This is a genomic window from Kitasatospora dryopteridis, from assembly GCF_050749075.1.
GTDB lineage: Bacteria > Actinomycetota > Actinomycetes > Streptomycetales > Streptomycetaceae > Kitasatospora.
In genome coordinates this window covers 7,782,523-7,805,996 of the sequence record NZ_CP192749.1, presented here as the reverse complement: position 1 = coordinate 7,805,996, position 23,474 = coordinate 7,782,523, and the positions used below count along the sequence as shown (strand labels likewise).

25 protein-coding genes are annotated in these 23,474 nt (G+C 72.5%); 13 read left to right on the top strand and 12 right to left on the bottom strand.

What is annotated here, in order from left to right; all coding sequences use genetic code 11:
- Positions 1 to 26 precede the first annotated feature (26 nt).
- Positions 27 to 560 (top strand): flavodoxin family protein, encoded by a 534-nt coding sequence (locus ACQ614_RS35610; RefSeq protein ID WP_431683256.1) that lies wholly within the window; start codon positions 27 to 29, stop codon positions 558 to 560.
- Positions 561 to 614: 54 nt separating this feature from the next.
- Here ACQ614_RS35610 and ACQ614_RS35605 read toward each other — a convergent pair whose 3' ends face one another.
- Complete coding sequence (locus tag ACQ614_RS35605; protein ID WP_431683255.1) at positions 615 to 1,031, bottom strand: VOC family protein; 417 nt, start codon at positions 1,029 to 1,031, stop codon at positions 615 to 617.
- Positions 1,032 to 1,041: 10 nt separating this feature from the next.
- The gene (locus tag ACQ614_RS35600; RefSeq protein ID WP_431683254.1) at positions 1,042 to 1,470 is read right to left on the bottom strand and encodes a helix-turn-helix transcriptional regulator; all 429 of its coding nucleotides are present in this window, start codon (positions 1,468 to 1,470) and stop codon (positions 1,042 to 1,044) included.
- Between the two features lie 111 nt (positions 1,471 to 1,581).
- On the opposite strand from ACQ614_RS35600, the gene ACQ614_RS35595 reads away from it, so the two are divergent.
- The 7 genes from ACQ614_RS35595 to ACQ614_RS35565 all read left to right on the top strand — a co-directional run bounded on the left by ACQ614_RS35595 (position 1,582) and on the right by ACQ614_RS35565 (position 8,547).
- Positions 1,582 to 1,992, top strand: coding sequence for a VOC family protein (locus ACQ614_RS35595; protein WP_431683253.1), 411 nt, complete (start codon positions 1,582 to 1,584; stop codon positions 1,990 to 1,992).
- A gap of 110 nt (positions 1,993 to 2,102) precedes the next feature.
- On the top strand, positions 2,103 to 4,484 hold the full coding sequence (locus ACQ614_RS35590; protein ID WP_431683252.1) for an ATP-binding cassette domain-containing protein: 2,382 nt from the start codon (positions 2,103 to 2,105) through the stop codon (positions 4,482 to 4,484).
- Positions 4,485 to 4,686: 202 nt separating this feature from the next.
- Positions 4,687 to 5,580, top strand: coding sequence for a lytic polysaccharide monooxygenase auxiliary activity family 9 protein (locus tag ACQ614_RS35585; RefSeq protein WP_431683251.1), 894 nt, complete (start codon positions 4,687 to 4,689; stop codon positions 5,578 to 5,580).
- Positions 5,581 to 5,869: 289 nt separating this feature from the next.
- The gene (locus ACQ614_RS35580; RefSeq protein WP_431683250.1) at positions 5,870 to 6,388 is read left to right on the top strand and encodes a hypothetical protein; all 519 of its coding nucleotides are present in this window, start codon (positions 5,870 to 5,872) and stop codon (positions 6,386 to 6,388) included.
- A gap of 87 nt (positions 6,389 to 6,475) precedes the next feature.
- Positions 6,476 to 6,919: an SRPBCC family protein gene (locus tag ACQ614_RS35575; RefSeq protein ID WP_431683249.1), complete on the top strand. Its 444-nt coding sequence runs from the start codon at positions 6,476 to 6,478 to the stop codon at positions 6,917 to 6,919.
- Between the two features lie 225 nt (positions 6,920 to 7,144).
- Positions 7,145 to 8,305, top strand: a complete 1,161-nt coding sequence (locus tag ACQ614_RS35570; RefSeq protein ID WP_431683248.1) for a Rieske 2Fe-2S domain-containing protein — start codon at positions 7,145 to 7,147, stop codon at positions 8,303 to 8,305.
- Positions 8,302 to 8,547: an amphi-Trp domain-containing protein gene (locus tag ACQ614_RS35565; RefSeq protein ID WP_431683247.1), complete on the top strand. Its 246-nt coding sequence runs from the start codon at positions 8,302 to 8,304 to the stop codon at positions 8,545 to 8,547. The genes ACQ614_RS35570 and ACQ614_RS35565 overlap by 4 nt, the downstream gene beginning before the upstream one ends.
- A gap of 562 nt (positions 8,548 to 9,109) precedes the next feature.
- On the opposite strand, the gene ACQ614_RS35560 is transcribed toward ACQ614_RS35565, so the two are convergent.
- Positions 9,110 to 10,339 (bottom strand): MFS transporter, encoded by a 1,230-nt coding sequence (locus ACQ614_RS35560; RefSeq protein WP_431683246.1) that lies wholly within the window; start codon positions 10,337 to 10,339, stop codon positions 9,110 to 9,112.
- 125 nt (positions 10,340 to 10,464) lie between these two features.
- Positions 10,465 to 12,693, bottom strand: a complete 2,229-nt coding sequence (gene katG / locus ACQ614_RS35555) for a catalase/peroxidase HPI (protein WP_431683245.1) — start codon at positions 12,691 to 12,693, stop codon at positions 10,465 to 10,467.
- 291 nt (positions 12,694 to 12,984) lie between these two features.
- On the opposite strand from katG, the gene ACQ614_RS35550 reads away from it, so the two are divergent.
- Entirely contained in the window at positions 12,985 to 13,395 is a 411-nt protein-coding gene (locus ACQ614_RS35550; protein ID WP_431683244.1) for a Fur family transcriptional regulator, read from the top strand.
- 48 nt (positions 13,396 to 13,443) lie between these two features.
- Here the strand turns inward: ACQ614_RS35550 and ACQ614_RS35545 are convergent, their stop codons facing one another.
- Positions 13,444 to 14,451, bottom strand: a complete 1,008-nt coding sequence (locus tag ACQ614_RS35545) for an AI-2E family transporter (RefSeq protein WP_431683243.1) — start codon at positions 14,449 to 14,451, stop codon at positions 13,444 to 13,446.
- 504 nt (positions 14,452 to 14,955) lie between these two features.
- Here ACQ614_RS35545 and ACQ614_RS35540 point away from each other — a divergent pair.
- From ACQ614_RS35540 to ACQ614_RS35530, 3 genes are all read left to right on the top strand, one after another.
- Entirely contained in the window at positions 14,956 to 16,224 is a 1,269-nt protein-coding gene (locus tag ACQ614_RS35540) for a family 16 glycosylhydrolase (protein ID WP_431683242.1), read from the top strand.
- 101 nt (positions 16,225 to 16,325) lie between these two features.
- Positions 16,326 to 18,020 carry a glycoside hydrolase family 64 protein gene (locus ACQ614_RS35535; RefSeq protein ID WP_431683241.1) on the top strand — a complete coding sequence of 565 codons (1,695 nt, stop codon included), beginning with the start codon at positions 16,326 to 16,328 and terminating at the stop codon, positions 18,018 to 18,020.
- 226 nt (positions 18,021 to 18,246) lie between these two features.
- Complete coding sequence (locus ACQ614_RS35530) at positions 18,247 to 19,371, top strand: NADH:flavin oxidoreductase (protein ID WP_431683240.1); 1,125 nt, start codon at positions 18,247 to 18,249, stop codon at positions 19,369 to 19,371.
- A 52-nt stretch (positions 19,372 to 19,423) separates the two neighbouring features.
- Here ACQ614_RS35530 and ACQ614_RS35525 read toward each other — a convergent pair whose 3' ends face one another.
- The 3 genes from ACQ614_RS35525 to ACQ614_RS35515 form a co-directional block, all read right to left on the bottom strand.
- The gene (locus ACQ614_RS35525) at positions 19,424 to 20,290 is read right to left on the bottom strand and encodes a glutathione S-transferase C-terminal domain-containing protein (RefSeq protein ID WP_431683239.1); all 867 of its coding nucleotides are present in this window, start codon (positions 20,288 to 20,290) and stop codon (positions 19,424 to 19,426) included.
- Positions 20,291 to 20,402: 112 nt separating this feature from the next.
- Positions 20,403 to 20,549 carry a putative leader peptide gene (locus ACQ614_RS35520; RefSeq protein WP_431683238.1) on the bottom strand — a complete coding sequence of 49 codons (147 nt, stop codon included), beginning with the start codon at positions 20,547 to 20,549 and terminating at the stop codon, positions 20,403 to 20,405.
- 83 nt (positions 20,550 to 20,632) lie between these two features.
- Positions 20,633 to 20,896, bottom strand: coding sequence for a DUF6296 family protein (locus ACQ614_RS35515; protein ID WP_431683237.1), 264 nt, complete (start codon positions 20,894 to 20,896; stop codon positions 20,633 to 20,635).
- 255 nt (positions 20,897 to 21,151) lie between these two features.
- Between ACQ614_RS35515 and ACQ614_RS35510 the strand changes: the two genes are divergently transcribed.
- A complete protein-coding gene (locus tag ACQ614_RS35510; protein ID WP_431683236.1) occupies positions 21,152 to 21,571 on the top strand; it encodes an STAS domain-containing protein in 420 nt (139 codons plus the stop codon).
- A gap of 23 nt (positions 21,572 to 21,594) precedes the next feature.
- On the opposite strand, the gene ACQ614_RS35505 is transcribed toward ACQ614_RS35510, so the two are convergent.
- The 4 genes from ACQ614_RS35505 to ACQ614_RS35490 form a co-directional block, all read right to left on the bottom strand.
- Positions 21,595 to 21,861, bottom strand: a complete 267-nt coding sequence (locus tag ACQ614_RS35505; protein ID WP_431683235.1) for a hypothetical protein — start codon at positions 21,859 to 21,861, stop codon at positions 21,595 to 21,597.
- Between the two features lie 254 nt (positions 21,862 to 22,115).
- The gene (locus tag ACQ614_RS35500) at positions 22,116 to 22,535 is read right to left on the bottom strand and encodes an ATP-binding protein (RefSeq protein WP_431683234.1); all 420 of its coding nucleotides are present in this window, start codon (positions 22,533 to 22,535) and stop codon (positions 22,116 to 22,118) included.
- 136 nt (positions 22,536 to 22,671) lie between these two features.
- The gene (locus tag ACQ614_RS35495; protein WP_431683233.1) at positions 22,672 to 23,043 is read right to left on the bottom strand and encodes an STAS domain-containing protein; all 372 of its coding nucleotides are present in this window, start codon (positions 23,041 to 23,043) and stop codon (positions 22,672 to 22,674) included.
- Between the two features lie 218 nt (positions 23,044 to 23,261).
- Positions 23,262 to 23,429 carry a hypothetical protein gene (locus tag ACQ614_RS35490; protein ID WP_431683232.1) on the bottom strand — a complete coding sequence of 56 codons (168 nt, stop codon included), beginning with the start codon at positions 23,427 to 23,429 and terminating at the stop codon, positions 23,262 to 23,264.
- Positions 23,430 to 23,474 lie beyond the last annotated feature (45 nt).

Genomic DNA, 23,474 nt, shown 5'->3' with positions numbered 1-23,474 from the left:
GGTCCGTCGGGCCGATGCGAGGAGAGGTGGGATCTGCCATGCAGGCGGTGATCGTCTACGAGAGCATGTACGGCAACACCCGGCTGATCGCCGAGGCGATCGCGGAGGGCGTCCACCGGGCCGCACCCGACGCCGAGGTCAGCTGCCTCCCGGTGGCCGACGCGGGCGCCGACGTGACCCGCGGGGCGGACCTGCTGGTGGTCGGCGGTCCCACGCACATGCACGGGATGTCGTCCGGCCTCAGCCGCAAGCTCGCGCGGAGCGCGGCGGAGAAGCACGGGACGGACGTCGAGGCCCCGGGCGGAGCGGACAGCCCCGGCCTGCGGACCTGGCTCCGTGCACTGCCCGAGACCGCGACCGGCACGCACGCGGCGGCCTTCGACACCCGGGCGGACATGAAGATGAGCGGCGGTGCGGCCGACGGGATCGCCAAGCGGCTCTCGCACCACCACTACGACGTGATGGTGGAGCCCGAGGGCTTCGTCGTCGAGGACTCCGAGGGCCCCCTGCGGGCCGGCGAACTCGACCGAGCCCAAACCTGGGGCGCGAGCCTCGTCTAGCCCGGTGACCGCACGCAGGTGGGCACCCCTCCCCGGGGTGCCCACCTGCGTCCCTCACTTCCCGAGGGTCTGGGTGAAGCGCAGCATGTTTCCCGACGGGTCGCGGAAGGCGCAGTCGCGGACGCCGTACGGCTGGTCCATCGGCTCCTGGAGCACTTCGCCGCCTGCGGCGCTGATCCGCTCGAAGGTGGCGTCGCAGTCGTCGGTGCCGAAGATGACGCCCCGCAGCATGCCCTTGGCCATCAGCTCCGCCATGGCCTGCCGGTCGGCCGCGGAGGCGTTGGGGTCGGCGAGCGGCGGTTCCAGGACGATGTTCACCTCCGGCTGGGAGGGCGCGCCGACAGTCACCCAGCGCATCCCCTCGAAGCCGACGTCGTTGCGCACCTCGAGGCCGAGCACGTCGCGGTAGAAGGCGATCGCCCTGTCGTGGTCGTCGACGGCGATGAAGCACTGCGAAAGCATGATGTCCATGCCGTTCACGCTACGGCCGCGCGGCGGGGCGTGCTTCTCCGTTCCTGACCGGCCTGGTGTGGATCTTGGCGATGCACGCCGGGATGGCCGCGCCGTGGTCGTGGCTGCGGGCGCGGTAGGCGCTGGGGCTCTCGCCGACCAGCTCGGTGAAGCGCGAGCTGAAGGACCCCAGCGACGTGCAGCCGACCGCGAAGCAGACCTCGGTCACCGTGAGGTCGCCGCGCCGCAGCAGCGCCTTGGCCCGCTCGATGCGGCGGGTCATCAGGTAGCTGTAGGGCGTCTCGCCGAAGGCGGCTCGGAAGCTGCGGGAGAAGTGGCCCGTTGACATCAGGGCGCCGCGTGCCAGTGCGGGGACGTCGAGCGGTTCGGCGTAGTCGCGGTCCATCCGGTCGCGGGCCCGCCGCAGCCGGACGAGGTCGTCGAGGTCCTGCCGTTTCACCCGCCCAGTTTCCCACAGCGTCCGCGGCGGGCGGCCCGTGCGCGGGGCCCGCGCCGGACCGGTCAGGATCGGAGAAGCCCCGGCCGCCGGGGCCGACCTAGTGTGACGGACATGGACATCACCATTCACTGGACCTTCCTTCCGCACACCGACCCCGAGGCCTCGCTGGCCTTCTACCGCGACCTCCTCGGCTTCGAGGTCCGCAACGACGTCGGCTACGGCGACATGCGCTGGATCACGGTCGGCCCCGCCGGACAGCCGGGCACGTCCGTCGTCCTGGAGCCGCCGGCCGCCGACCCCGGCGTCACCGAGGACGAGCGGCGGACGATCACCGAGATGATGGCCAAGGGCACCTACGCGCGGATCACCCTGGCCACCGCCGACCTCGACGGCCTGTTCGCCCGGCTGGAGGCCGGCGGCGCCGAGGTCGTCCAGAAGCCGACCGAGCAGCCGTACGGCGTGCGCGACTGCGCCTTCCGCGACCCGGCGGGCAACATGATCCGCTTCAACGAGACGAGCTGAGCTTCCACCGCGGAAAAACACCCGGCCGCCCGGCCCGGAACTGGTTGGATCGGGGCGGGCGACCCCGGCGGAGACCGCAGAGGCGGCTCCGCGTCACGGATGGAGACACGATGAGCAAGGCCGCGAGCCACGTTGCCGACAGCCACGATCTGATCCGCGTGCACGGCGCGCGCGAGAACAACCTCAAGGACGTCAGCATCGAGATCCCGAAGCGCCGGCTGACGGTGTTCACCGGTGTCTCCGGTTCGGGCAAGAGCTCCCTGGTGTTCAACACGATCGCCGCCGAGTCGCAGCGGTTGATCAACGAGACGTACAGCGCCTTCGTCCAGGGCTTCATGCCGACGCTGTCGCGGCCCGAGGTCGACGTCCTCGAGGGGCTGACCACGGTGATCACCGTCGACCAGCAGCGGATGGGCGCCGACCCGCGCTCCACGGTCGGCACCGCCACCGATGCCAACGCGATGCTGCGCATCCTGTTCAGCCGGCTCGGCAAGCCGCACATCGGCTCGCCCAAGGCGTTCTCCTTCAACGTCGCCTCGATCAGCGGAGCGGGCGCGGTCACCGTGGAGCGCGGCGGGCAGACCGTGAAGGAGCGGCGCAGCTTCAGCATCACCGGCGGCATGTGTCCGCGCTGCGAAGGCCGCGGCGCGGTCTCCGACATCGACCTCGCCCAGCTCTACGACGACTCCAAGTCGCTCTCCGAGGGCGCGATCACCGTCCCCGGCTACACGGGGGGCGGCTGGAACTCCCGGCTCTACAGCGAGTCCGGATTCTTCGACGCGGACAAGCCCATCCGCACGTTCACCAAGCGGGAGCTGCACGACTTCCTGTACCGCGAGCCGACGAGGATGAAGATCGCGGGCATCAACATGACGTACGAGGGGCTCGTCCCGCGGATCCAGAAGTCGATGCTCGCCAAGGACCGGGAGGGCATGCAGCCGCACATCCGGGAGTTCGTGGACCGGGCGGTCACCTTCACCACGTGTCCCGAGTGCGACGGCACCCGGCTGAACGAAGGGGCCCGGTCGTCGAAGATCGACGGGGTCAGCATCGCCGACGCCTGCGCGATGCAGATCAGCGACCTCGCCGAGTGGGTCCGCGGGGTCGCCGAGCCGTCGGTGGCGCCACTGCTCGCCGCGCTGCAGCACACGCTCGACTCGTTCACGGAGATCGGCCTCGGCTACCTCGCGCTCGACCGGCCGGCGGGCACGCTGTCGGGCGGCGAGGCGCAGCGCGTCAGGATGATCCGCCACCTCGGCTCCTCGCTCACCGATGTCACCTACGTCTTCGACGAGCCGACGATCGGGCTGCACCCGCACGACATCCAGCGGATGAACGAACTGCTGCTGCGCCTGCGGGACAAGGGCAACACGGTGCTCGTCGTGGAGCACAAGCCGGAGATGATCGCGATCGCCGACCATGTCGTCGACCTCGGCCCCGGCGCCGGTTCGGCGGGCGGCGCCGTCTGCTTCGAGGGCACCGTCGAGGGGCTGCGGGCCGGCGGCACCGTCACCGGCCGCCATCTCGACGACCGGGCCTCCCTCAAGGGATCGGTGCGCACGTCCACCGGTGCCCTGGAGATCCGCGGCGCGACGGCGAACAACCTGCGCGACGTCGACGTCGACATCCCGCTCGGGGTGCTGACCGTCATCACCGGTGTCGCCGGGTCCGGCAAGAGCTCGCTGGTGCACGGGTCGCTGCCGCACCGGTCGGGGGCGGCCGGCGAGGGTGTGGTCTCGATCGACCAGGCTCCGATCCGCGGCTCGCGGCGGAGCAACCCGGCGACGTACAGCGGGCTGCTCGACCCGATCCGCAAGGCGTTCGCGAAGGCCAACGGGGTGAAGCCGGCGCTGTTCAGCGCCAACTCCGAGGGTGCGTGCCCCACGTGCAACGGCGCCGGCGTCGTCTACACCGACCTGGGGATGATGGCCGGCGTCTCCACCACCTGCGAGGAGTGCGAGGGCAAGCGGTTCCAGGCGTCGGTGCTGGAGTACCGCCTCGGCGGCCGCGACATCAGCGAGGTGCTGGCGATGCCGGTGACCGAGGCCGCGGAGTTCTTCGGCGGCGGCGAGGCGCACACGCCGGCCGCGCACCGCATCCTCGAGCGGCTCGCCGACGTCGGGCTCGGCTACCTCACCCTCGGGCAGCCGCTCACCACGCTCTCCGGCGGCGAGCGGCAGCGGCTCAAGCTGGCCACCCACCTGACCGAGAAGGGCGGTGTCTACGTCCTCGACGAGCCGACCACCGGCCTCCACCTCGCCGACGTGGAGAACCTGCTCGGTCTGCTCGACCGGATCGTGGACTCCGGCAAGTCCGTCATCGTCATCGAGCACCACCAGGCGGTGATGGCGCACGCCGACTGGATCATCGACCTCGGGCCCGGCGCGGGCCACGACGGCGGCCGGGTCGTCTTCGAGGGCACCCCCGCCGATCTCGTCGCCGCCCGCTCCACCCTCACCGGCGAACACCTCGCGGCCTACATCGGCAGCTGACCGGCAGGGCCGACGTCCTTGAGGGGGCACCCGTCGGGGTGCCCCCTCAAGTTCCTTCGAGCGCACACCTCTTGCCAATTGGTATAGGCCAATCGTAGGCTCCCAGCGGCTGACGGCGCGTCGGGTCCGCGCCGCCGCGCCCGAAGGCTCCCCGGGCTGGCACCTCTCCCCCACAACCGGCCCGATTCGCAAGAGGAGAACCATGTCCTGGACTCGCAGACTGCTCGCCACCGGCGCGCTGACCGCCGGCGCGCTGGTCGCGGCCGCCGGCACCGCCGGTGCCCACGGCGCCATGTTCGGCCCCACCAGCCGCGTCGCCGCCTGCTACGCCGAGGGGCCGGAGACCCCCAAGTCCCAGGTCTGCAAGGACCTCGTCGCGATGAGCGGCACCCAGCCGCTGTACGACTGGAACGAGGTCAACATCGCGAACGCCAACGGGCAGAGCCGGCAGATCATCCCGGACGGCAAGCTGTGCTCGGCCAACCGCGACAAGTACAAGGCGCTCGACATGGCCCGCACCGACTGGCCGGCCACCGCCGTCACGGCGGGCACCAACACCTTCAACTTCCGTGTCACCGCCCCGCACCAGGGCGTCATGACGCTCTACATCACCAACAGCGGCTACAACCCGACCCAGCCGCTCAAGTGGTCCGACCTCGACCTCGCCCACCCGGTCGCCCAGTACGCCACCGGCCGGACGTCGACCAACGGCTACTACAACGTCACCGGCACCCTGCCCAACCGGACCGGCCGCCAGCTGGTCTACATGGTCTGGCAGCGCACCGACAGCCCGGAGGCCTTCTACGGCTGCTCGGACGTCGACTTCGGCGGCACCGCGGCGGCCCCCGCGGCCGCAGCGGCCCCCGGCAACCCCACCGAGCAGCAGCTCACCGCCGACGCCGCCAAGTCCACCGTGGCGTACCACGACCACGGCACGGCCGCCGCACCCGCGACCCTCGCGACCGCCCCGGTCGCGCTCGCGTCCGACTCCGGCTCCTCCGCAGCACTGCTCGGTCTGGTGGGCGCCTCCCTGGCGTCGGCCGCAGTGTCCGGCGTCATCCTCTACCGCCGCACCCGGGCCGCCGCCACCGCATAACCGCACACCCGCACGGCCACCGGCCGGGCCCGGCACCGGGCCCGGCCCCACTGATCGTCGCCCGCTCGCCTCCGGACCCTCTGAACCCGGCGCCGACAGTCGTCGCTCCGTCGCTCCTCCTTTTCGGCACCGGCGGGCCCTTCGGCTCGTGGCGGCCCGCAACCCGGCTGCCTGCGAAGGATGCTGATCATCCGTCGTCCGGGATCACAGCTCAGCAACGCCGCGGTGCGGGGGCGTGCCGCGGCGATACGGTCGTCGGCGCCTCACCACACCCGTCCCTGGGGAGCCCATGCAGCGACGCACCACCACCCTCATCTGCACCGCCGTCCTCGCCGCGGCCACCGCCTGCGGCAGTACCGGTTCCACGGCATCGGCCGGAGCCGCACCGGACAGCCCGACCAGGATGGTCGGCGACGCGACCGCCGTCACCAAGCAACTCCTCGCCACCGGCCTGCCGGTGAAGCTGACGGTCACCTACGACGGCACCACCGATCCGGACGGCCGCCTCGGCCAGCCCCACCAGTACGTCTCCAAGACGGCGTTCGACGACACCCGGGTGTCGAACAGCCCGCTGGCCAAGGAGGACGCCGTCGGGCACCGGCGCGACGCCGTCTCGTACGGCGGCACGGTCGAGGTCTTCGCCACCCCGGAGGACGCCGAGGCGTGGGTGCAGGGCCCCGGCAGCGGTCAGGCCGCGGGCAGCAGCGCACGGCCCGACTACGTCTACCGCTCGGGGGTCGTCGTCGTCCGGGTGTCCCACCTGCTGACGCCCGAGCAGGCGAAGGCCTACGCGTCCGCCATCGGCTGAGCACGCGCCGACGAGCGGGAGGCACGGCCGGGAGACCTCTGGAATCCTGGCCGTGCAACGCCCCACGCACGGCAGGCAGGAGCGAACATGTCGGGACAGTTCGAGGCGAGCGTCGAGATCGACCGCCCGGTGGAGCAGGTCTTCGCCTATCTGGCGGACGGCCGCAACGACGCCGAATTCAGCCCCCGGGTCCAGCAGATCACCAAGACCCCGGAGGGTCCGACCGCCGTCGGCACGGTCTTCCGCAGCACGGTGAAGGACGCCGGCCTGAAGACCTCCCGGGAGTTCCGCATCACCCGGCTGGAGGCACCCCGCACGGTGCGGTGGAGCGAGCAGAGCAAGAACCTCATCACCGCCGAGGGCGGCTACGACCTCGAACCGCTGCCGGACGGCCGGACCCGGGTACGGATCTTCAACGAACTCGAGGGCCACGGCATCGGCAAACTGCTCCTCGGCCCCGCCCTGCACGCCGCCCGCAAGGACGCACCCGCCTTCGGCGAACGCATCAAGGCGGCCGTCGAACGCTCCTGACGGGTGCCCCGCGCCCTGGCGGAACGGCCCGCGGTTGCCGTTCGGTGCGCGGCCGTCCACCGTGGGGAGGTGGAGTCCTGCTGCGGCCGACGGTTCGCAGCCGCCGGACCGGACCGGTGCAGAGCGCCGGACCGCGGCGTCCGATCCCCCGGACGCGTGTGCACCTCGGACGCCCGACGCCTCCGCGGTTGCGCCCTCCCGGCCCGAATGCAAGGGAGCAGCCCCATGACCGAGGCCCGACCCGGAGTGGACCGGCGTACCGCCGACGGCCGGCCGGAGTTCCCCGTCCGGCCGGACGGCGATCGCCGCCACACCGCCGCCGACCTCCGCCGTATCGGGATCAACCCGGACTTCTGGTACCCCGTGGCCGTGTCGCGCCGGGTGGCGAAGCAGCGCACGTTCGCCGCCGTGTTCGCCGGTGAGCGGATCGTGCTGTACCGCGGCCGGAGCGGCCGGGTGTACGCCCTGGAGGACCGGTGCGCGCACCGCCAGGTGCCGCTGAGCATGGGTGTCGTCGAGGGCGAGGTGCTGCGCTGCTGCTACCACGCCTGGGCCTACCGCGGGAACGGCCGCATCTCGCAGATCCCCTACCTGCCGAAGGGCTGCGAGCGGCCGCCGCGCGGGGTGGCCTCGTACCCGGTCCGCGAGGCCTACGGGCTGGTGTTCGTCTTCCCCGGGGATCCGGAGAAGGCCGAGTCGGCGCCGTTCCCGGTGCTGCCGCAGTACGCCTCGCCCTCGCACCGGACGATGACCTTCTCCCGCACCGTGCGCTGCCACTACTCGTTCATGCACGAGAACCTGCTGGACATGAACCACCAGTTCCTGCACCGCGGGGTGCTGGGCAGGATCAAGCCGGAGCTGCTGGGGTACGAGAGCGGTCCGCGGTTCGTGGAGGCCCGGTACCTGTTCGTGCCGGCCGGGGGCCGGAAGGACCGCGGTGCGGGCCTGCTGTCCGCGGAGGGGCTCGGCGGGAAGCAGACGCCCGACGTCGTCACCATCCGCACCGAGTACCCGTACCAGACGCTGCAGGACGTCCCCGAGGGCGCCGACCTGCCGGCCTTCTCCCTCTGGGCCGCCTACGTGCCGGAGGACGCCGAGCAGCGCACCAACCACGCCTACGGCCTGTTGATGATCGCCAAACCGCCGATCCCCGGGGCGATCCAGCTGGCGTGGCCGTTCATCCGGCGCTTCACCGAGCGGGTGTTCGCCCAGGACCGGATGGCGGTCGAGGCCGAGCAGCGCGCATGGGACGAGCAGGGCGCGGACCGGAACAACGAGGTGTTCCCGTTGATCCTGGACGTCCGCGACGTGCTGCGCAGCAACGGCATCCCGCTCGACGGGGACACGTCCGCGACCTTCGCACCGACCGACCGGAGGCAGCAGTGAAGGACCTCAAGTTCGAAGAGAAGCGCTCGCTTTCGCGCGTCGAGGCCGCAGCGCAGCTGGAGGCCCTGGCGGCCGCCCTGCGCCACGGCGGAGAGGCCGAGTTGGAGCTCGGCCCCGGCGTGCTCAGCCTGCGCGTCCCGGACGAGCTCAAGGCCGAGCTCGAAGTGGAAGTGGGCGAGGGAGAGGTCGAGCTGGAGATCGAACTGAAATGGCCGACGGGCCGTCAGGGTTCCTCGGAGTAACAGGCCTTGACGCGCCCGGACCGCCCGGACACCGTCACCAACCCCACTCCTGCATCCTCAACTCACCACCAAAACTCCAGACTTCGCATGATTCCCCACACAAACGCCCCACTCGGGGCGCCTTCTTCCCTGGCTCGCCGCATGCTCCGCAGGTAGATTCCTCGCAATCGCAACGACCGCGACCCTCGGCGGTCCCGGTGGGAGGCAGGTGTGCGCCCTGAGCCGTCCATCACCCAGCACGCTCCATCCCGCGCCGTCCGCGGAGCTCGCCCAGGTCCTCCGCTCGGGACCGTTCGAACTCGCGCTGCGGACGGCGATCCGGGAGAGCGGGTTGAGCCTCGAAGGCATCCAGCGCAGACTCACCCGGCGCGGCCTGCGGGTCAGCGTCTCCAGTCTGAGCTACTGGCAGCGCGGCCGCAGCAGACCCGAGCGGCCCGAATCGCTGACCGCCGTCAGGGCGTTGGAGGCGGTACTGGGGCTGCGGCCGGATTCGCTGATCGTCCTGCTCGGGCCGCGCCGGCCGCGCGGCCGCTGGATCGACCACGTGCCGGGCTCGCGCCGCTCAGACGGTGCGGGCGAGCGGGGGGAGGCGCCGGACGGCCGGGACGCACAGCAGGCCGAGTGCGGCCGGGACGGCCACGGCCGTCATCGCCCAGAGGGTCGAGTGCACGCCCAGTGAGGCGGACACCGGCCCGGCCACGGCGAGGCCGACCGGCATCAGCCCGGCGGACAGCAGGCTGTCGAAGGAGCTGACCCGGGACAGGGCGGCGCCGGGCACGTGCGTCTGCAGGGCGGTCTCCCACAGGACGAAGAACAGGGCCACCCCCACGCCGGTGACGGCCTCGAGGGCCGCGACCAGGGCGAGCGATCCGCCCGAGCCGATGATCGCCGCCTGGCAGGAGGCCACCGCGAGTGCGGCGGCGGCCACGGCCATCGGACGCTGCGACTTCAGGCGGTAGGCGCAGATGTCGCCCACGACCGAGCCGATGCCGAAGGCCGCCACCACCAGCGACCAGCCCGCCGCGCCGCCCCACTCGCTTTCGGCGAGGACGGGGCCCAGCACGAAGACCGCCGGGAGGACGACCACGTGGTAGACCGCGGCCGCGGCCAGGCCGGACCACACCCAGGCCCGGGTGCGGACCTCCGCCCAGCCGGCCCTGAGCTCGGCCAGGAAGGTGCTGCCGCCGGCGTCGGACGCCTCCTCGCGGCGGGGCCTGAGCCCGGCCAGGGAGAGCGCGCCGACCGCGAAGGTCGCGGCGTCGAAGGCCAGGGCGCCGCCCGGGCCCAGCAGTGCGACCAGCAGGCCGGCCACCGCCGGGCCGACCAGCAGCCCGGAGGACTGGACGAAGCCCCGCAGGGCATTGGCCTCGCGCAGCCGTTCCCGTGGCACGACCAGTGGCAGCAGGCCGGTGGCGGCGGGCGTGAAGAACGCCTCCGCCGTACCGAAGAAAACCATCAGCAGGGCCAGATGCGGGACGCGGGCGGAGCCGGTGATCAGCAGGGCGGCCGCCGTGGCCTGCACGGCGCAGCGCACCAGGTCGGAGACCAGCATGATGCGGTGGCGCGGCAGGCGGTCGGCCCACACTCCGCCGGCCAGGGTGAACAGCAGCAGCGGTGCGAGCGCGGCGGCGGTCACCAGCCCGACGTCGGAGGCGGACCCGCCCACCGAGAGCACCGCGAAGGGCATGGCCACGAAGGTGACGCGGTCGCCCAGCACGGACAGCGACTGCCCGGCGAAGAGGCGGGCGAACTGCGGCTCGTCGTGCAGCAGGCGGGGAAGGAGGGATTTCACGGGAGGGGCCAATCAACAGCAGCGGAACAGCATGCGCGGCCCGATGCTAGACAGCGGCCCCTCGTCCTGTCGCCCGGATTTCCGCTGCGCCGGGGCCGGCCCCGGCGCAGCGGATCAGGTACGGATCAGGAGAGGTCGAAGCGGTCCAGGTTCATCACCTTGACCCAGGCCGCGACGAAGTCCGCCACGAACTTCTCCTCGGCGTCGTCGCTCGCGTAGACCTCGGCGACCGCGCGCAGCTCGGAGTTCGACCCGAAGACGAGGTCGACCCGGCTGGCCGTCCACTTCGGCGCGCCGGTGACGGCGTCGCGGCCCTCGAAGGTGTTGGCGTCCCCGGCGACCGCCTGCCACGTGGTGCCCTGGTCGAGCAGGTTGACGAAGAAGTCGTTGGTCAGCCTCCCCGGGGCCGCGGTGAGGACGCCGAGCGGCGACTGCTGGTAATTGGCGCCCAGGACGCGGAGGCCGCCGAGGAGGGCCGTCATCTCCGGGGCGCTGAGCGTGAGCAGGTTCGCCTTGTCGAGCAGCAGGTACTCGGCCGGCAGCCGGTTGCCCTTCCCGAGGTAGTTGCGGAAGCCGTCCGCGGCCGGTTCGAGGGCGGCGAAGGACTCCACGTCGGTCTGCTCCTGCGCGGCGTCGGTGCGGCCGGGTGCGAAGGGGACCTCGACGTCGTGTCCGGCGTCCTCGGCGGCCTTCTCCACGGCGGCGCCGCCGGCGAGGACGATCAGGTCGGCGAGCGAGATCTGCTTGCCGTTGCCGCGGGCGTTGAAGGACCGCTGGATGCCCTCGAGGGTGCTCAGCACACCCGCCAGCCGGTCGGGGTCGTTGGCCTCCCAGCCGCGCTGCGGCTCCAGGCGGATGCGTGCGCCGTTGGCGCCGCCGCGCTTGTCGCTGCCGCGGAAGGACGAGGCCGAGGCCCACGCGGTGGACACCAGCTGCTGCACGGTGAGGCCCGAGGCGAGGACCTCGGCCTTGAGCGCGGCGGTGTCGGCGGCGTCGACGAGCGCGTGCGTCACCGGGGGGACCGGGTCCTGCCAGAGCAGCACCTCGGTCGGGACCTCGGGGCCGAGGTAGCGCGTGATCGGGCCCATGTCGCGGTGGGTCAGCTTGTACCAGGCCCGGGCGAAGGCGTCCGCGAACTCGTTGGGGTCGTTCATGAAACGCCGTGAGATGGGCTCGTAGACCGGGTCGAGGCGCAGCGAGAGGTCGGTCGTCAGCATCGTCGGGGCGTGGCGCTTCGACGGGTCGTGGGCGTCGGGCACGGTGCCCGCCCCGGCGCCGTCCTTCGGCCGCCACTGGTGGGCGCCGGCGGGGCTCCGGAAGAGCTCCCACTCGTAGCCGAAGAGGATCTCGAAGAAGCTGTTGTCCCAGGTCGTCGGCGTGTTCGTCCAGATGCCCTCGAGGCCGCTGGTGATCGCGTCGCCGCCCTTGCCGGTGCGGAAGGTGCTCGCCCAGCCGAGGCCCTGCGCCTCGATCGGGGCGGCCTCCGGGTCCGGGCCGACGCTCTCCGCGGGGCCGGCGCCGTGGGTCTTGCCGAAGGTGTGGCCGCCGACGATCAGGGCGACCGTCTCCTCGTCGTTCATCGCCATCCGGCGGAAGGTCTCGCGGATGTCGCGGGCCGCCGCGATCGGGTCCGGAGTGCCGTTCGGTCCTTCGGGGTTGACGTAGATGAGGCCCATCTGGACCGCGCCGAGCGGATTCTCCAGCACACGGTCGCCGGTGTACCGCGCGTCGCCGAGCCAGGTGGTCTCCGGGCCCCAGTAGACGTCCTCGTCGGGCTCCCAGACGTCCTCGCGCCCGCCGCCGAAGCCGAAGGTCGCAAAGCCCATCGACTCCAGGGCGACGTTGCCGGCGAGGATCATGAGGTCGGCCCAGGAGAGGCTCCTGCCGTACTTCTTCTTGACCGGCCAGAGCAGTCGGCGGGCCTTGTCGAGGTTCCCGTTGTCCGGCCAGCTGTTGAGGGGTGCGAACCGCTGCTGGCCCGCCCCGGCGCCGCCACGGCCGTCGCTGATGCGGTACGTGCCGGCGCTGTGCCAGGCCATCCGGATGATGAACGCGCCGTAGTGGCCGAAGTCGGCCGGCCACCAGTCCTGCGACGTCGTCAGCACTTCTTCGATGTCCCGCTTCACGGCCGGGAGGTCGAGCGTGTTGAACGCCTCGGCATAGTCGAACGAATCGCCGAATGGATTCGCCACGGCGGGATTCTTGGCGAGGATCTTCAGATTGAGCCGCTCCGGCCACCACTGGCGGTTTCCACCGCCCTGAGTGGGATGCAGCGCGCGCCCGTGGTCGACCGGGCAGCCACCTCCGCCCTCCGTCTTCGCCTCTGCGACAATCGCATCGTGGTTCTCAGACATGGGAATCCTTCCCTGAAAGGCGGATCACGGTCCTCGGGAACTGCGGCGGCAGAACGGGCAGGTCGCAGAAGGCAGGGAGCGGCCCCGGAACCGCCGATCGGACGATCGCGGCCCCGTTGTTCCTCATTCTCCCGCCGTACTGGCCCCTCCTGTCCCTTGGCTGTCGTCGAGTCCGATCCTACGATGGACGGAATCCAAGTCAAGAATCACACCAGAGCCATATCCCGCGGGCGCCCGGACCGCCATTGCCGAAATGCCGGACGCCCGCCGAGCCTGAATTGGTGGGCCAATATGAGCGACCTGCTGGAACGGCTGCGCAGACGCGGCTGGCGGATGACGGCCCAGCGCCGTGCCGTGGCGGAGGTCCTCGACGGCGACCACGTGCACCTCACCGCGGACGAGGTGCACGCCCGCGCGGCACAGCGGCTCCCCGAGATCTCCCGGGCGACCGTCTACAACGCCCTCGGCGAACTGGTCGCGCTCGGCGAGGTCAAGGAGGTCTCCACCGACGGCCGCGCCAAGCGGTACGACCCCAATGCGCACCAGCCGCACCAGCACCTGGTGTGCTCCGGCTGCGGCACCGTCCGCGACGTCCACCCGACCGGCGACCCGCTGGCCCGCCTCCCGCTGGAGGAGCGGTTCGGCTTCACCGTCGCCGAGGCCGAGGTCACCTACCGCGGCCTGTGCCCCTCCTGCGCGTAGGGCACGTGGGCACCACAACAGGGGCGCGTGGGGGCACCTCCCGCGTCCCTATGGGCTGCCCGTAGGCGAGGGCCCGCTCCGCGGCCGCGGGCCCCGCAGTTCGGTGGTGACCGCCCAGCTCATCACGATCGGGTGCAGCAGGTGGCCCTCGATCTGGCCGATCACCACGATCAGCAGCAGGACGACGATCGCGATGACCGGCCCCTTGGCGGCCAGCGCCACCAGCGAGGCGACGAGCATCGCGATCGGCGAGCCGACCAGCGGGACGAAGGAGGCGAAGAACTCCAGGACGGTCAGCGGCAGGGCGAGCGGCACCCCGAGGAAGAACAGGGCGATGCCGACCAGGACGGCATTGGTCGCGGCGACGATGAAGATGCCGCGGGTGTAGCCGGCGAAGGTCCGCCAGGCGACGCGCCCGCCGCGGAACATGCGGTCGCCGGCCGCGGCCGGCAGCTGCTCCGCGGCCCACCGCCACATCCGGTCCCCGGAGTGCAGGAAGAACACCGACATGAACATCGCCAGCGCCGCGCCGGTCGCCACCTCGACCACCCGGCCGGCGCCGCTGACCGCGGTGCTGATCAGTGTGGAGCGGTGTTCGGAGAGGTAGGTGGCGACCTTGTGCTGGAGCCCGTCGAAGGTCGAGCGGGCGATGTGGAAGGGCGGGCCCTGCGCCGCGTCCTCCAGCCGGTCCAGACCGCCCTGGAACTCCCTCGTCAGCTTGGGCACCTGGTCGGCGACGTTCTCGCCGATCAGGGCGAGCAGCCCGGCCGGCACCAGCAGGGCGCCGAGCAGCCCGACCAGCACCGCGAGCGGGCGCGGGACCAGACGGGCCATCAGGTCGACCACCGGCCGGATCACCGAGGTGATCACCAGGGCGAGGAAGGCGGCCAGGGTGATCAGGTGGTACCGCCCCAGCAGCACGAGCACCAGGTACCCGGCCGCGGCCACGACCAGCAGCCGCCAGGCGTAGTCGGAGAGGCGGCGCAGCCCGGGCGGCGCGCCCGCCCGGTCCGTCGCCGCGGTCGTCCGGCGCGGCCGGGGCCGTCTCACCGGCATGCCGCGCCGCCGGGCGCCGGGCAGTGCGCCGGGACGCGTCCGCGGCGCGCGGGGGTACCGCCCTGCGGCCGGCCGTCGGGCGGGGGCGCGCTCAGGTGCGTAAAGGGCATGATCCCTGCATAGCGGCAGAACCGCCGCCCGGGCTGTTCCCGCGCCGACGGGTGGCTGCGGTCGGGCCGAGCTTCACACCGGGAGTCGCCGGAACCGGCCGTCGGGACCTGCTCCGACGGCACGTCAGCGGGCCCGCCGGGCATCGCCTGAGAGCCCTCTCTGCACATCAAGTCAGCCTTAAGAGAGCGTTAAGCTGCAGGCCGCGATAGAAAACCGCAGGTCAGCGACGGGTAAGGGCCGGCGGCTGACGTTGCCATGGCGATTACCCCTCCGTAATACTCAGTGCCCACGGGCGACGCCGCGTCATATCTGAGAGCGCTCTCATATGACAGCCCCATGGTTCGCCCTGCCCGCTCCCTCCCTTCCCCATCCCCCAGACAAGGGTGCACGCCCATGGCTGCTGCTCATCGCGCACGACGCTGGTCCTTCGGCGGACTGGTGCTCGTCGTCACCACCGCCCTGGTCGCCGCGGTGCTCATGTCCTCCGCCGGCTCGGTCGCCTCACGGGCCGGTGCCGCGGTCGCCGCACAGACCTGGTCCGACGAGTTCGACGGCCCGGCCGGCCGCGCTCCCGATCCCGCCAAGTGGACACTGGAGACCGGTGGTTCGGGCTTCGGCAACCACGAGTTGCAGTACTACACCAACAGCACCTCGAACGCCGCGCTCGACGGCCAGGGCCACCTGGTCATCACCGCGCGGAAGAACACCGACGCCGGCCTCGGCTGCTGGTACGGGCAGTGCCAGTACACCTCGGCCCGGCTGAACACGGCCAAGACCTTCACCCAGGCGTACGGCCGCTTCGAAGCCCGCATCAAGATCCCCCGCGGCCAGGGCATCTGGCCCGCCTTCTGGATGCTCGGCAACGACCTCGGCACCGCCGGCTGGCCCAACAGCGGCGAGATCGACATCATGGAGAACATCGGCCGCGAGCCCAACACCGTGCACGGCACGGTGCACGGCCCCGGCTACTCCGGAGCGGGCGGCCTCGGCGCCGCGTACAACCTGCCCGGCGGCCGCGCCTTCGCCGACGACTTCCACGTGTTCGCCGTCGACTGGAGCCCCAACTCCATCGTCTGGTCGGTGGACGGCACCACGTACGAGACCCGCACCCCCGCCGACACCGGCGGCAACAAGTGGGTCTTCGACCACCCGTTCTTCGCCATCCTGAACCTGGCGGTCGGCGGCGACTGGCCCGGCAGCCCGGACGGTTCCACGGCCTTCCCGCAGACGATGATCGTCGACTACGTCCGCGCCTCCGGATCCGGCAGCACCCCCGCCCCCGCCGCGCGCCCGATCCGCGGCATCGGCGGCATGTGCGTCGACGTCGCCGGCGGCTCCAGCGCCGACCGCACCCCCATCCAGTTGCACAACTGCACCGGCAACGCCGCCCAGCAGTGGACCATCGGCGGCGACGGCACCGTCCGCGCCCTCGGCAAGTGCCTGGACGTGGCGGGCGGCTCCACCGCGGACGGCGCCGTCGTCCAGCTCTACACCTGCAACGGCACCAACGCCCAGAAGTGGACGTACACCGCCGCGCACGACCTCACCAACACCGGCGCCAACAAGTGCCTGGACGCCAAGGGCAATTCCTCGGCCGACGGCACCCGGCTGCAGACCTGGACCTGCACCGGCGGCGCCAACCAGAAGTGGACGGTCGGCTGACCGGCACACCCCGCCGGCAGAACCCTCCCGCCGTTCCTTCCCTTCCCCTCCCTGCACCTGACCGCTCCCCCACCCGACCTCGCGGAGAACGGACCCCCACCATGACGGCACGCCACCAGCGCACGATGTCCCGCAGAAAACTCCTCGCCGCAACCGCAGGCCTGGCCCTGGCCGTGCCCGCCGTTGCGACCTGGCTCGAGGTGGGCGCCGACGCTTCCACCACCGCCACGCTCCCCCTGGACCTGGTCAACACCACCGGCAACAACACGGTGTACGCCTACGTGCTGGGCCGCGACCCCGCGGCCGGCGGCAACTGGGCCTTCATCCAGGCCAACGGCTCCACCCTGTACCACCCGCCGTCCCCGGCCAACGACCAGACCCCGCTCGGGGTCGACTGCGCCATCCCGCTCAACGCGTCCGGCGCCGGGGCGCGGAGGGTGACCCTGCCGCACTTGGACAGCGGCCGCATCTACTTCTCCGTCGGCGCGAAGCTCACCTTCCTGATGAACCGCGGCGGTGGCCTGGCCCTCCCCTCGGTGAGCAACCCCACCGACCCCAATGCGAACGTCCACCACGACTTCTGCGAATTCACCTTCAACAACGACCAGTTGTACGCCAACATCACGTTCGTCGACATGGTCTCGCTGCCGATCGCCTTCCAGCTGGAGACCGGGCAGGGCACCCAGACGGTGCGCGGGCTGCCCTCCGACGGGCTGTCCCGGGTCGCCGCCGCGCTGCGGGCCCAGTCCGCGGCCGACGGCAGCGACTGGAGCAAGCTGATCGTCACCAAGGGCGGCGCCGACCTGCGCGTGCTCAGCCCCAACCTGGCGATCCGCGGCAACAACGCGCTCTTCCGCGGCTACTTCGACAGCTACGTCGACGAGGTGTGGAACAAGTACCGCTCCACCGACCTGCGCATCGACACCCAGTTCACCTGGGGCACCGTCACCGGCAGGGTGAACGGCGACACGCTCACCTTCCCGGGAGTCGGCAGCTTCGCCAAGCCGTCGACCCTCTCGATCTTCTCCTGCAGCGACGCGCCCTTCACCACCGGCAACGACCAGATGGGCAACCTCAGCGCGCGGCTCGCCGCCGCCTTCAACCGCACCACCCTGCTGGACAACCCCAACCAGCCGACCGCCGAGAACCCGGCCGCCTTCTACACCCGGCCGCGGACCAACCACTACGCCCGCATCCTGCACAACACCACCCCCGACCACCTCGGGTACGCCTTCCCCTACGACGACGTGCACCCGGCCGGGGTGGACTTCGAGGGCAAGGTGCAGTCCGGCAGCCCCGGCCGGTGGACCATCACCGTCGGCGGCGGGGCCGGCGGCGGTGGCAGCACGCCGACCCCGACGCCGACGGCCACCGCCACGGGCGGCGCGGGCAGCGCCTTCGCCACCATCCAGGCCGAGTCGTTCAGCGCCCAGTCGGGAGCCCAGGTCGAGGCCTGCTCCGACACCGGCGGCGGCTCCGACGTCGGCTGGCTCTCCAACGGCGACTGGCTGAAGTTCTCGTCCGTCGCCTTCGGCACCACCGGCGCCACCCGCTTCAACGCCCGCGTCGCGTCCGGTGCCGCCGCCGGCGTCAGCGGCCTGGTCCAGGTCCGCCTCGGCAGCCCCACGGCCACCCCGGTCGGCAGCTTCGCCGTCGCCAACACCGGCGGCTGGCAGGCCTGGCGCACCGTCCCCGCCGACATCAGCCGCACCACCGGCACCCACGACGTCTACCTGACCTTCAACAGCGGCCAGCCCGCCGACTTCGTCAACATCAACTGGTTCAGCTTCGCGTAGCAGCACCCCTGCCGGGCCCGGGCGCCACCACGCCCGGGCCCGGCACCTGCCGTCACAGAGGTCGGCCACGGCGGCGAAGGCCGTGCCCACACGCACACACCGGCAAGGGTGTGACGACGATCACGGCACGGTCCCGCGGGCGGGAGGAATGCCCCGGCCGGCGGGGCGGTTGGCACACGACGAAGTAAATGCACATGCATCTGTCGCCAAGTGCCTGCGAGGACTCATGACCGCCACCGCACCGTCCGCCTCCCGCGCGGCCGAACTCCTGTCCCGGCCCGTCGCGCTGAACGGCCTGACCGTGCCCAACCGGATCGCCATGGCGCCGATGACGCGGATGTTCTCGCCGGGCGGCGTCCCGGGCGAGGACGTGCGCTCGTACTACGCCCGCCGCGCCGCCGCGGGCGTGGGCCTGATCGTCACCGAGGGCACCTACGTCGGCCACGAGTCGGCGGGGCAGAGCGACCGCGTGCCGCGGTTCCACGGCGAGGAGCAGCTCGCCGGGTGGGCGGAGGTCGCCGAGGCCGTCCACGCGGCCGGCGGCACCATCGTGCCCCAGCTGTGGCACATCGGCATGGTCCGCAAGCAGGGCGAGCCGCCGTACGCCGACGCCCCCGCGGTCGGCCCCTCCGGCCTCCGCATCGACGGCACCGAGGACGGCCGGGCGATGACCCGGAGCGACCTGGACGACGTCATCGGCGCCTTCGCGGACGCCGCGGCGGACGCCGAGCGCATCGGCTTCGACGGCGTCGAGCTGCACGGCGCGCACGGCTACCTGCTCGACCAGTTCCTCTGGGCGGGGACGAACCGCCGCACCGACGGCTACGGCGGCGACCCGGTGGCCCGCACCCGGTTCGCGGCCGAGATCGTGGCCGCCGTCCGCGAGCGCGTCTCCGCCGACTTCCCGATCATCTTCCGCTACTCGCAGTGGAAGCAGGAGGCGTACGACGCGAGGCTCGCCGAGACCCCGGAGGAGCTGGACGCGATCCTGGCCCCGCTGGCGGCTGCGGGCGTCGACGCCTTCCACGCCTCCACCCGCCGCTACTGGATCCCCGAGTTCGAGGGTTCGGACCTGAACCTCGCGGGCTGGACCAAGAAGCTCACCGGCAGGCCCGCCATCACCGTCGGCTCCGTCGGCCTGGACGGCGACTTCATCCGCGGCTTCATCGGCGAGGGCTCCCCGGTCCAGGGCATCGACAACCTGCTGGACCGGCTGGAGCGCGACGAGTTCGACATGGTGGCCGTCGGCCGCGCCCTGCTCCAGGACCCGGACTGGGCGGTGAAGGTCCTCCAGGGGCGGCACGAGGAGCTGAAGCCGTTCGACGCCGCGGCGCTGCGGTCCCTCAGCTGACCAGATCGGCGCCGGCCGGCCCGCGGGACGGGCCTGCCGGCGCCGTTGCCGTTCAGCCGGCCACGCCCACCCGGGCCTGTGCGGACGCCGCCCAGTCCACGATCGGCATCGCCGCTCCCGCGGCCTCCTCGCCCCGGCAGTGGGCGCGGTGGCGGCGGGCGACGCCGTCCAGGTCGAGATGGCGGCCGAAGGCGGGGTGGGCGGCCAGTCGGCGGGCGTAGGCCCACACCCGGGGGTGGTCGGCGATCCGGTCCACGGCGGCGGCGTTCAGGTGCCACCGGTGCACGGTGTCCAGCTCCACGAGACTCGCCCAGACCCGCACGTCCGCCAGGGTCACACCCTCGCCCAGCAGGTACTCCCCGGTGGCGAGGCGCTGCTCGAGCGCACCGAGCCCGTCCAGCAGGCTCCGCAGGGCCGCCTCGCGCGCGGCCGGGTCGATGCCGGCCAGGCCCGCGTGCTGGGCCGGGACGTCGATGCTGCGTTCGCACAGCTGCCGCACGGCCTCGACGGCGGCGCCGGACCCCTGCGGCCGGAGGTCCGTTCCGTCCCGGTCGAACCACCGGGCCAGGTCGGTGAGGATCTCACCGCTGTCGGTGCTGACGATCCGTCCGCTCCAGTCGTCGCCGAGCACGGGTGCCGCGGCCGGTCCGCGGTGCCGGTGCGCACTGGAGTCGTACAGCGGCCGCAGCGCCAGGTATCCGCCCTCGCCGTCGTCGGGCAGCGCCGGCAGCCAGGTCACCGGGAGCGTTCCGTCGAGGCCGAGCAGGCTGTGGGTGACGGCGATCTGCAGACAGTGCGGACAGGAGAGCGCCAGGTGGAGCCGGTAGCGGTGCGGCACGGCGCTGTACCCGCTGCGGGCGTCGCGCCCGATCCTGGCGCGGAAGGCGGGCACGGCGGCGGAGGGAAACGAGGCGGGCACGAGGGTCTCCCGGGCTGCGCGGGCACGCGAACGGGCGTGCCGGTATCCGGCGGGGGTGAAGGGGCGGCCAGGGGCCGCAGAAAGAGGGGACTCCTGATCCGGAGTCAGGTCGTCAGGCTGCGTGGCCGCCGCTGCGGTGAGCTGCTTGTCCCAGGCTGCTGCACACCCGCAGCAGGTCGATGTGGCGACGGGACGTCAGCATCGGGAGCAGCCGCACGGCGTGGGCCGCGCTCGCGGTGACCGGTCCGGTCTGCCTCACTGCTCTCCCGCCTACGCTCGAGGTTCTCCTGCCGGAGTTTCGACCCGCATCCGCCCGCCGTCAAGAGCGCGTGCGCCCCCAGGTCAGGGAAGCGGCTGGGCGTGCACGGGTGTGTCCGGTTCTGGTCGCCCCTCGCAGGCCAGCAGATGGACGACACCGCCGTCCGCGATCTCCACCCGGACGGTACCCTCCGCATCGGCATAGACCGGCTGGCCGTGGGGGCCGGTGTCGGCCTGGACCTCCACGACGACCGTGTCCTGCTCGCCGTGTGCACCCGGTGTCCCGGGGAAGGTCAGCAGCCAGCGCGTCGGCGCCTCGGGCATGGTGATCACGTCCTTCCGGCCCACGAGGTCCCCGGTGGAGCACCGGTCCCGCGCACGGCCACCACCACCGACGCTACGCCGGGGAGCCCGCTCCGCAAACGAACACCGGACGGCTCCGTGCACCCCTGTCGGGACGGCCGGCGCGGGCGGCGCATTTCGTCGGACGACCTGCCGGAAGCCGTGGTCTTCGCTCCGGGGGCTGCGGCCGGTACACGGGACCGTCCAGGCTTTCAAGGCAGGAATGTCCGAGGCAGGCAAACCTATCGGCAGGAGACCGATGTGCGACCCGAGCTCCGCATCACCCACCGCACCGGCCCGGATGGTGTGCGAGTCGTGGAAGTCGCCGGCGACGCCGACATGGACACCGCCGACCGGTTGCGTGCGGCCATCCTCAGGGCGGTGGCCGCCGAGCCTGCCGCGGCCGCCGTGGTGGTGGACTGCAGCGGGCTGGAATTCTGCGCCGCCGCGGGGCTCAACGAGCTGCTGCGCGGCCGAGAAGCCGCGCTCGGGGCCGGGATCGCGTTCCGCCTCGCCGCCCCCGCCCGCCAGATGCGCCAACTGCTCCGGCTGACCGAGACCGACCGTGTCTTCGTCGTCGACCGGGCCCGCCCCCGGATCGACGGCCCCGACGCGGGGCTCCCGGAGGACGGTCGGGGCGCGGACGGCCGGGGGCCCTTGACTCCCGTCCGTCCGCAATGACCGGCGCAGGCTCCGGTGTGGGATCAGCGGTCGGGGGGTGCGGAGGGGTCCTCCGGCTGTCCGGGGGTGCGGCGGGCCCTGTCGGCGGCCTCGGCCGTTGCGTCGTAGCGCTCGTGCGGGGCGGTGTCGTCGCGGGTCCGCCGGCCTGCGGGGGCGGGGTCGGGGTCGGCTTCGGACGCGCGGTCGCCGTAGGAACGGTCGCCGGCGGCTTCGTCCTGCGGCTTCACCTCCCGGCGCGGCTGCGCGGCTGCGCCGCGGGTCTCGAGCGGTGTCTGTCGGTGCCTCTTCATGACGGATCCTCCTCGCCTCGGCCCGGTGCCGACCGGCTTGCCGCGGGCACGCACGCGTCTACCCGGCTGCGGGCGTTTGCGGCCGCACAACGCGGCCAGATGCATGACAGGGCCGCACGCCGCCTGGCTGGAGGCAGAACGCGCGGCCCGCCCCGTGCCTCGCCGCAGTCGAGGCGGTGCTCGGTGGCCCCGAGGACGTGCCCGTACTCGGCGGCCGGCCTTCCTCGGCTCGCAACGGCTCTGCCCGGCGGCCGTCAGTTGTCGAAGAGCGGGTCCGGGTCGGCGAGCGCGGCCCGGCGCGCCCGGCCGGGGTCGGGTCCGCCCACCGGGGAAAGAGCGAGCTCGGCCCAGACCGTCTTGCCGCCGTCGTGGAAGGTGCAGCCCCAGGCCGCGGCCACGCGGTCCACGATGACCAGGCCGTGGCCGTTCACGGCATCGGGGCGGTACTGCTCGTGCAGGTGGGGCGGGGCAGAACTCGGATCGGTGACGGCGACCCGCAGGTGTCCGCCGTGTCGGCCGAGGTCCAGGGCGAGCGGTCCCCCGGCGTGGTCGACGGCGTTGGCCAGCAGCTCGGCCGCGGCCATGACCGCGTCGGCCGCCGCAGTGCCGGCGACGGTGCTCTCGAGGTGCCAGCCGGCGAGACTGCGGCGAGCGAAGACGATGCCCTCGCTCACGCAGCCCGGACCGCCTCCGGGCGGGAAGGCCAGCCGGCGGCGATCGACGGCCACGAGGGCGCGAGAGGAGTACATACTGACGTCCCAGACAGGCGTGAGCTGCTCTTGCTGACGCGTCTGCCCCTCGTTCCGAGGCCTATCCGCCGGGAGGCGGCCGATTCCCCGGGTGCCGCGCGGCCTCCTCGGCGGTCGCGTACACGGGGAAGACGCCGAGCGCGTCGGTCAGCTCCAGGACCCGCCGTACGCCGGAGCTCGGTGCCACGAGGACGACGGGCACTCCCCGGTCGGCCGCCTCCGTGCGGACGATGATCAGCTCGTTCAGACCGCTGGAGGTGAACAGCTCCACACCGCTCAGGTCGATCGCCAGCACCCGCGGGAGCCGGCCGAGGGCCTGCACCAGGACGCTTCGGAGCTCACCCTCGGTGTCCAGGTGGATGTCACCCGCGAAGGTGCACACCACGGCCCCGCCGACTGCGACCGTGCCGGCCCTCAGATCCGTCTCGGACACGGCACCGCCCTCCCTCGAAGAAGCAGGTGACGGGCACACGGCGTGCGCATGGCACCGGGACTCCACCGTATGCCTGCGCGACCGGCACCGGTAGCCGCACCGAAGCTGCACCGGACGGGCGCCTGCACAGGACCTGCCTCCCGCGTGCTCGTGACGGCCTGCGGGCGGCCTCCGTCGTCGCAGGGGCGACCAGCCCTTCGGGACGCCGGCAGGCCGGGTCAGACGGCGGCGGCGCGGCGGGAGGCCTCGAAGGCACTCCGGGCGCGTGGGAGCAGCGGCCCGGGCATGCGGCGGACCCGGCCCTGCGGGCCCAGCGGGGAGCGCCGGCCGGGGCGGTGGCCGCCCCGGCGGGCGGCGGGTACGGCGACGGGGTGGCTCGGTCTCACGGCTTCCTCCGGGTGGTCGGCGGTCGGAAGTACCGGGGTGGCTAC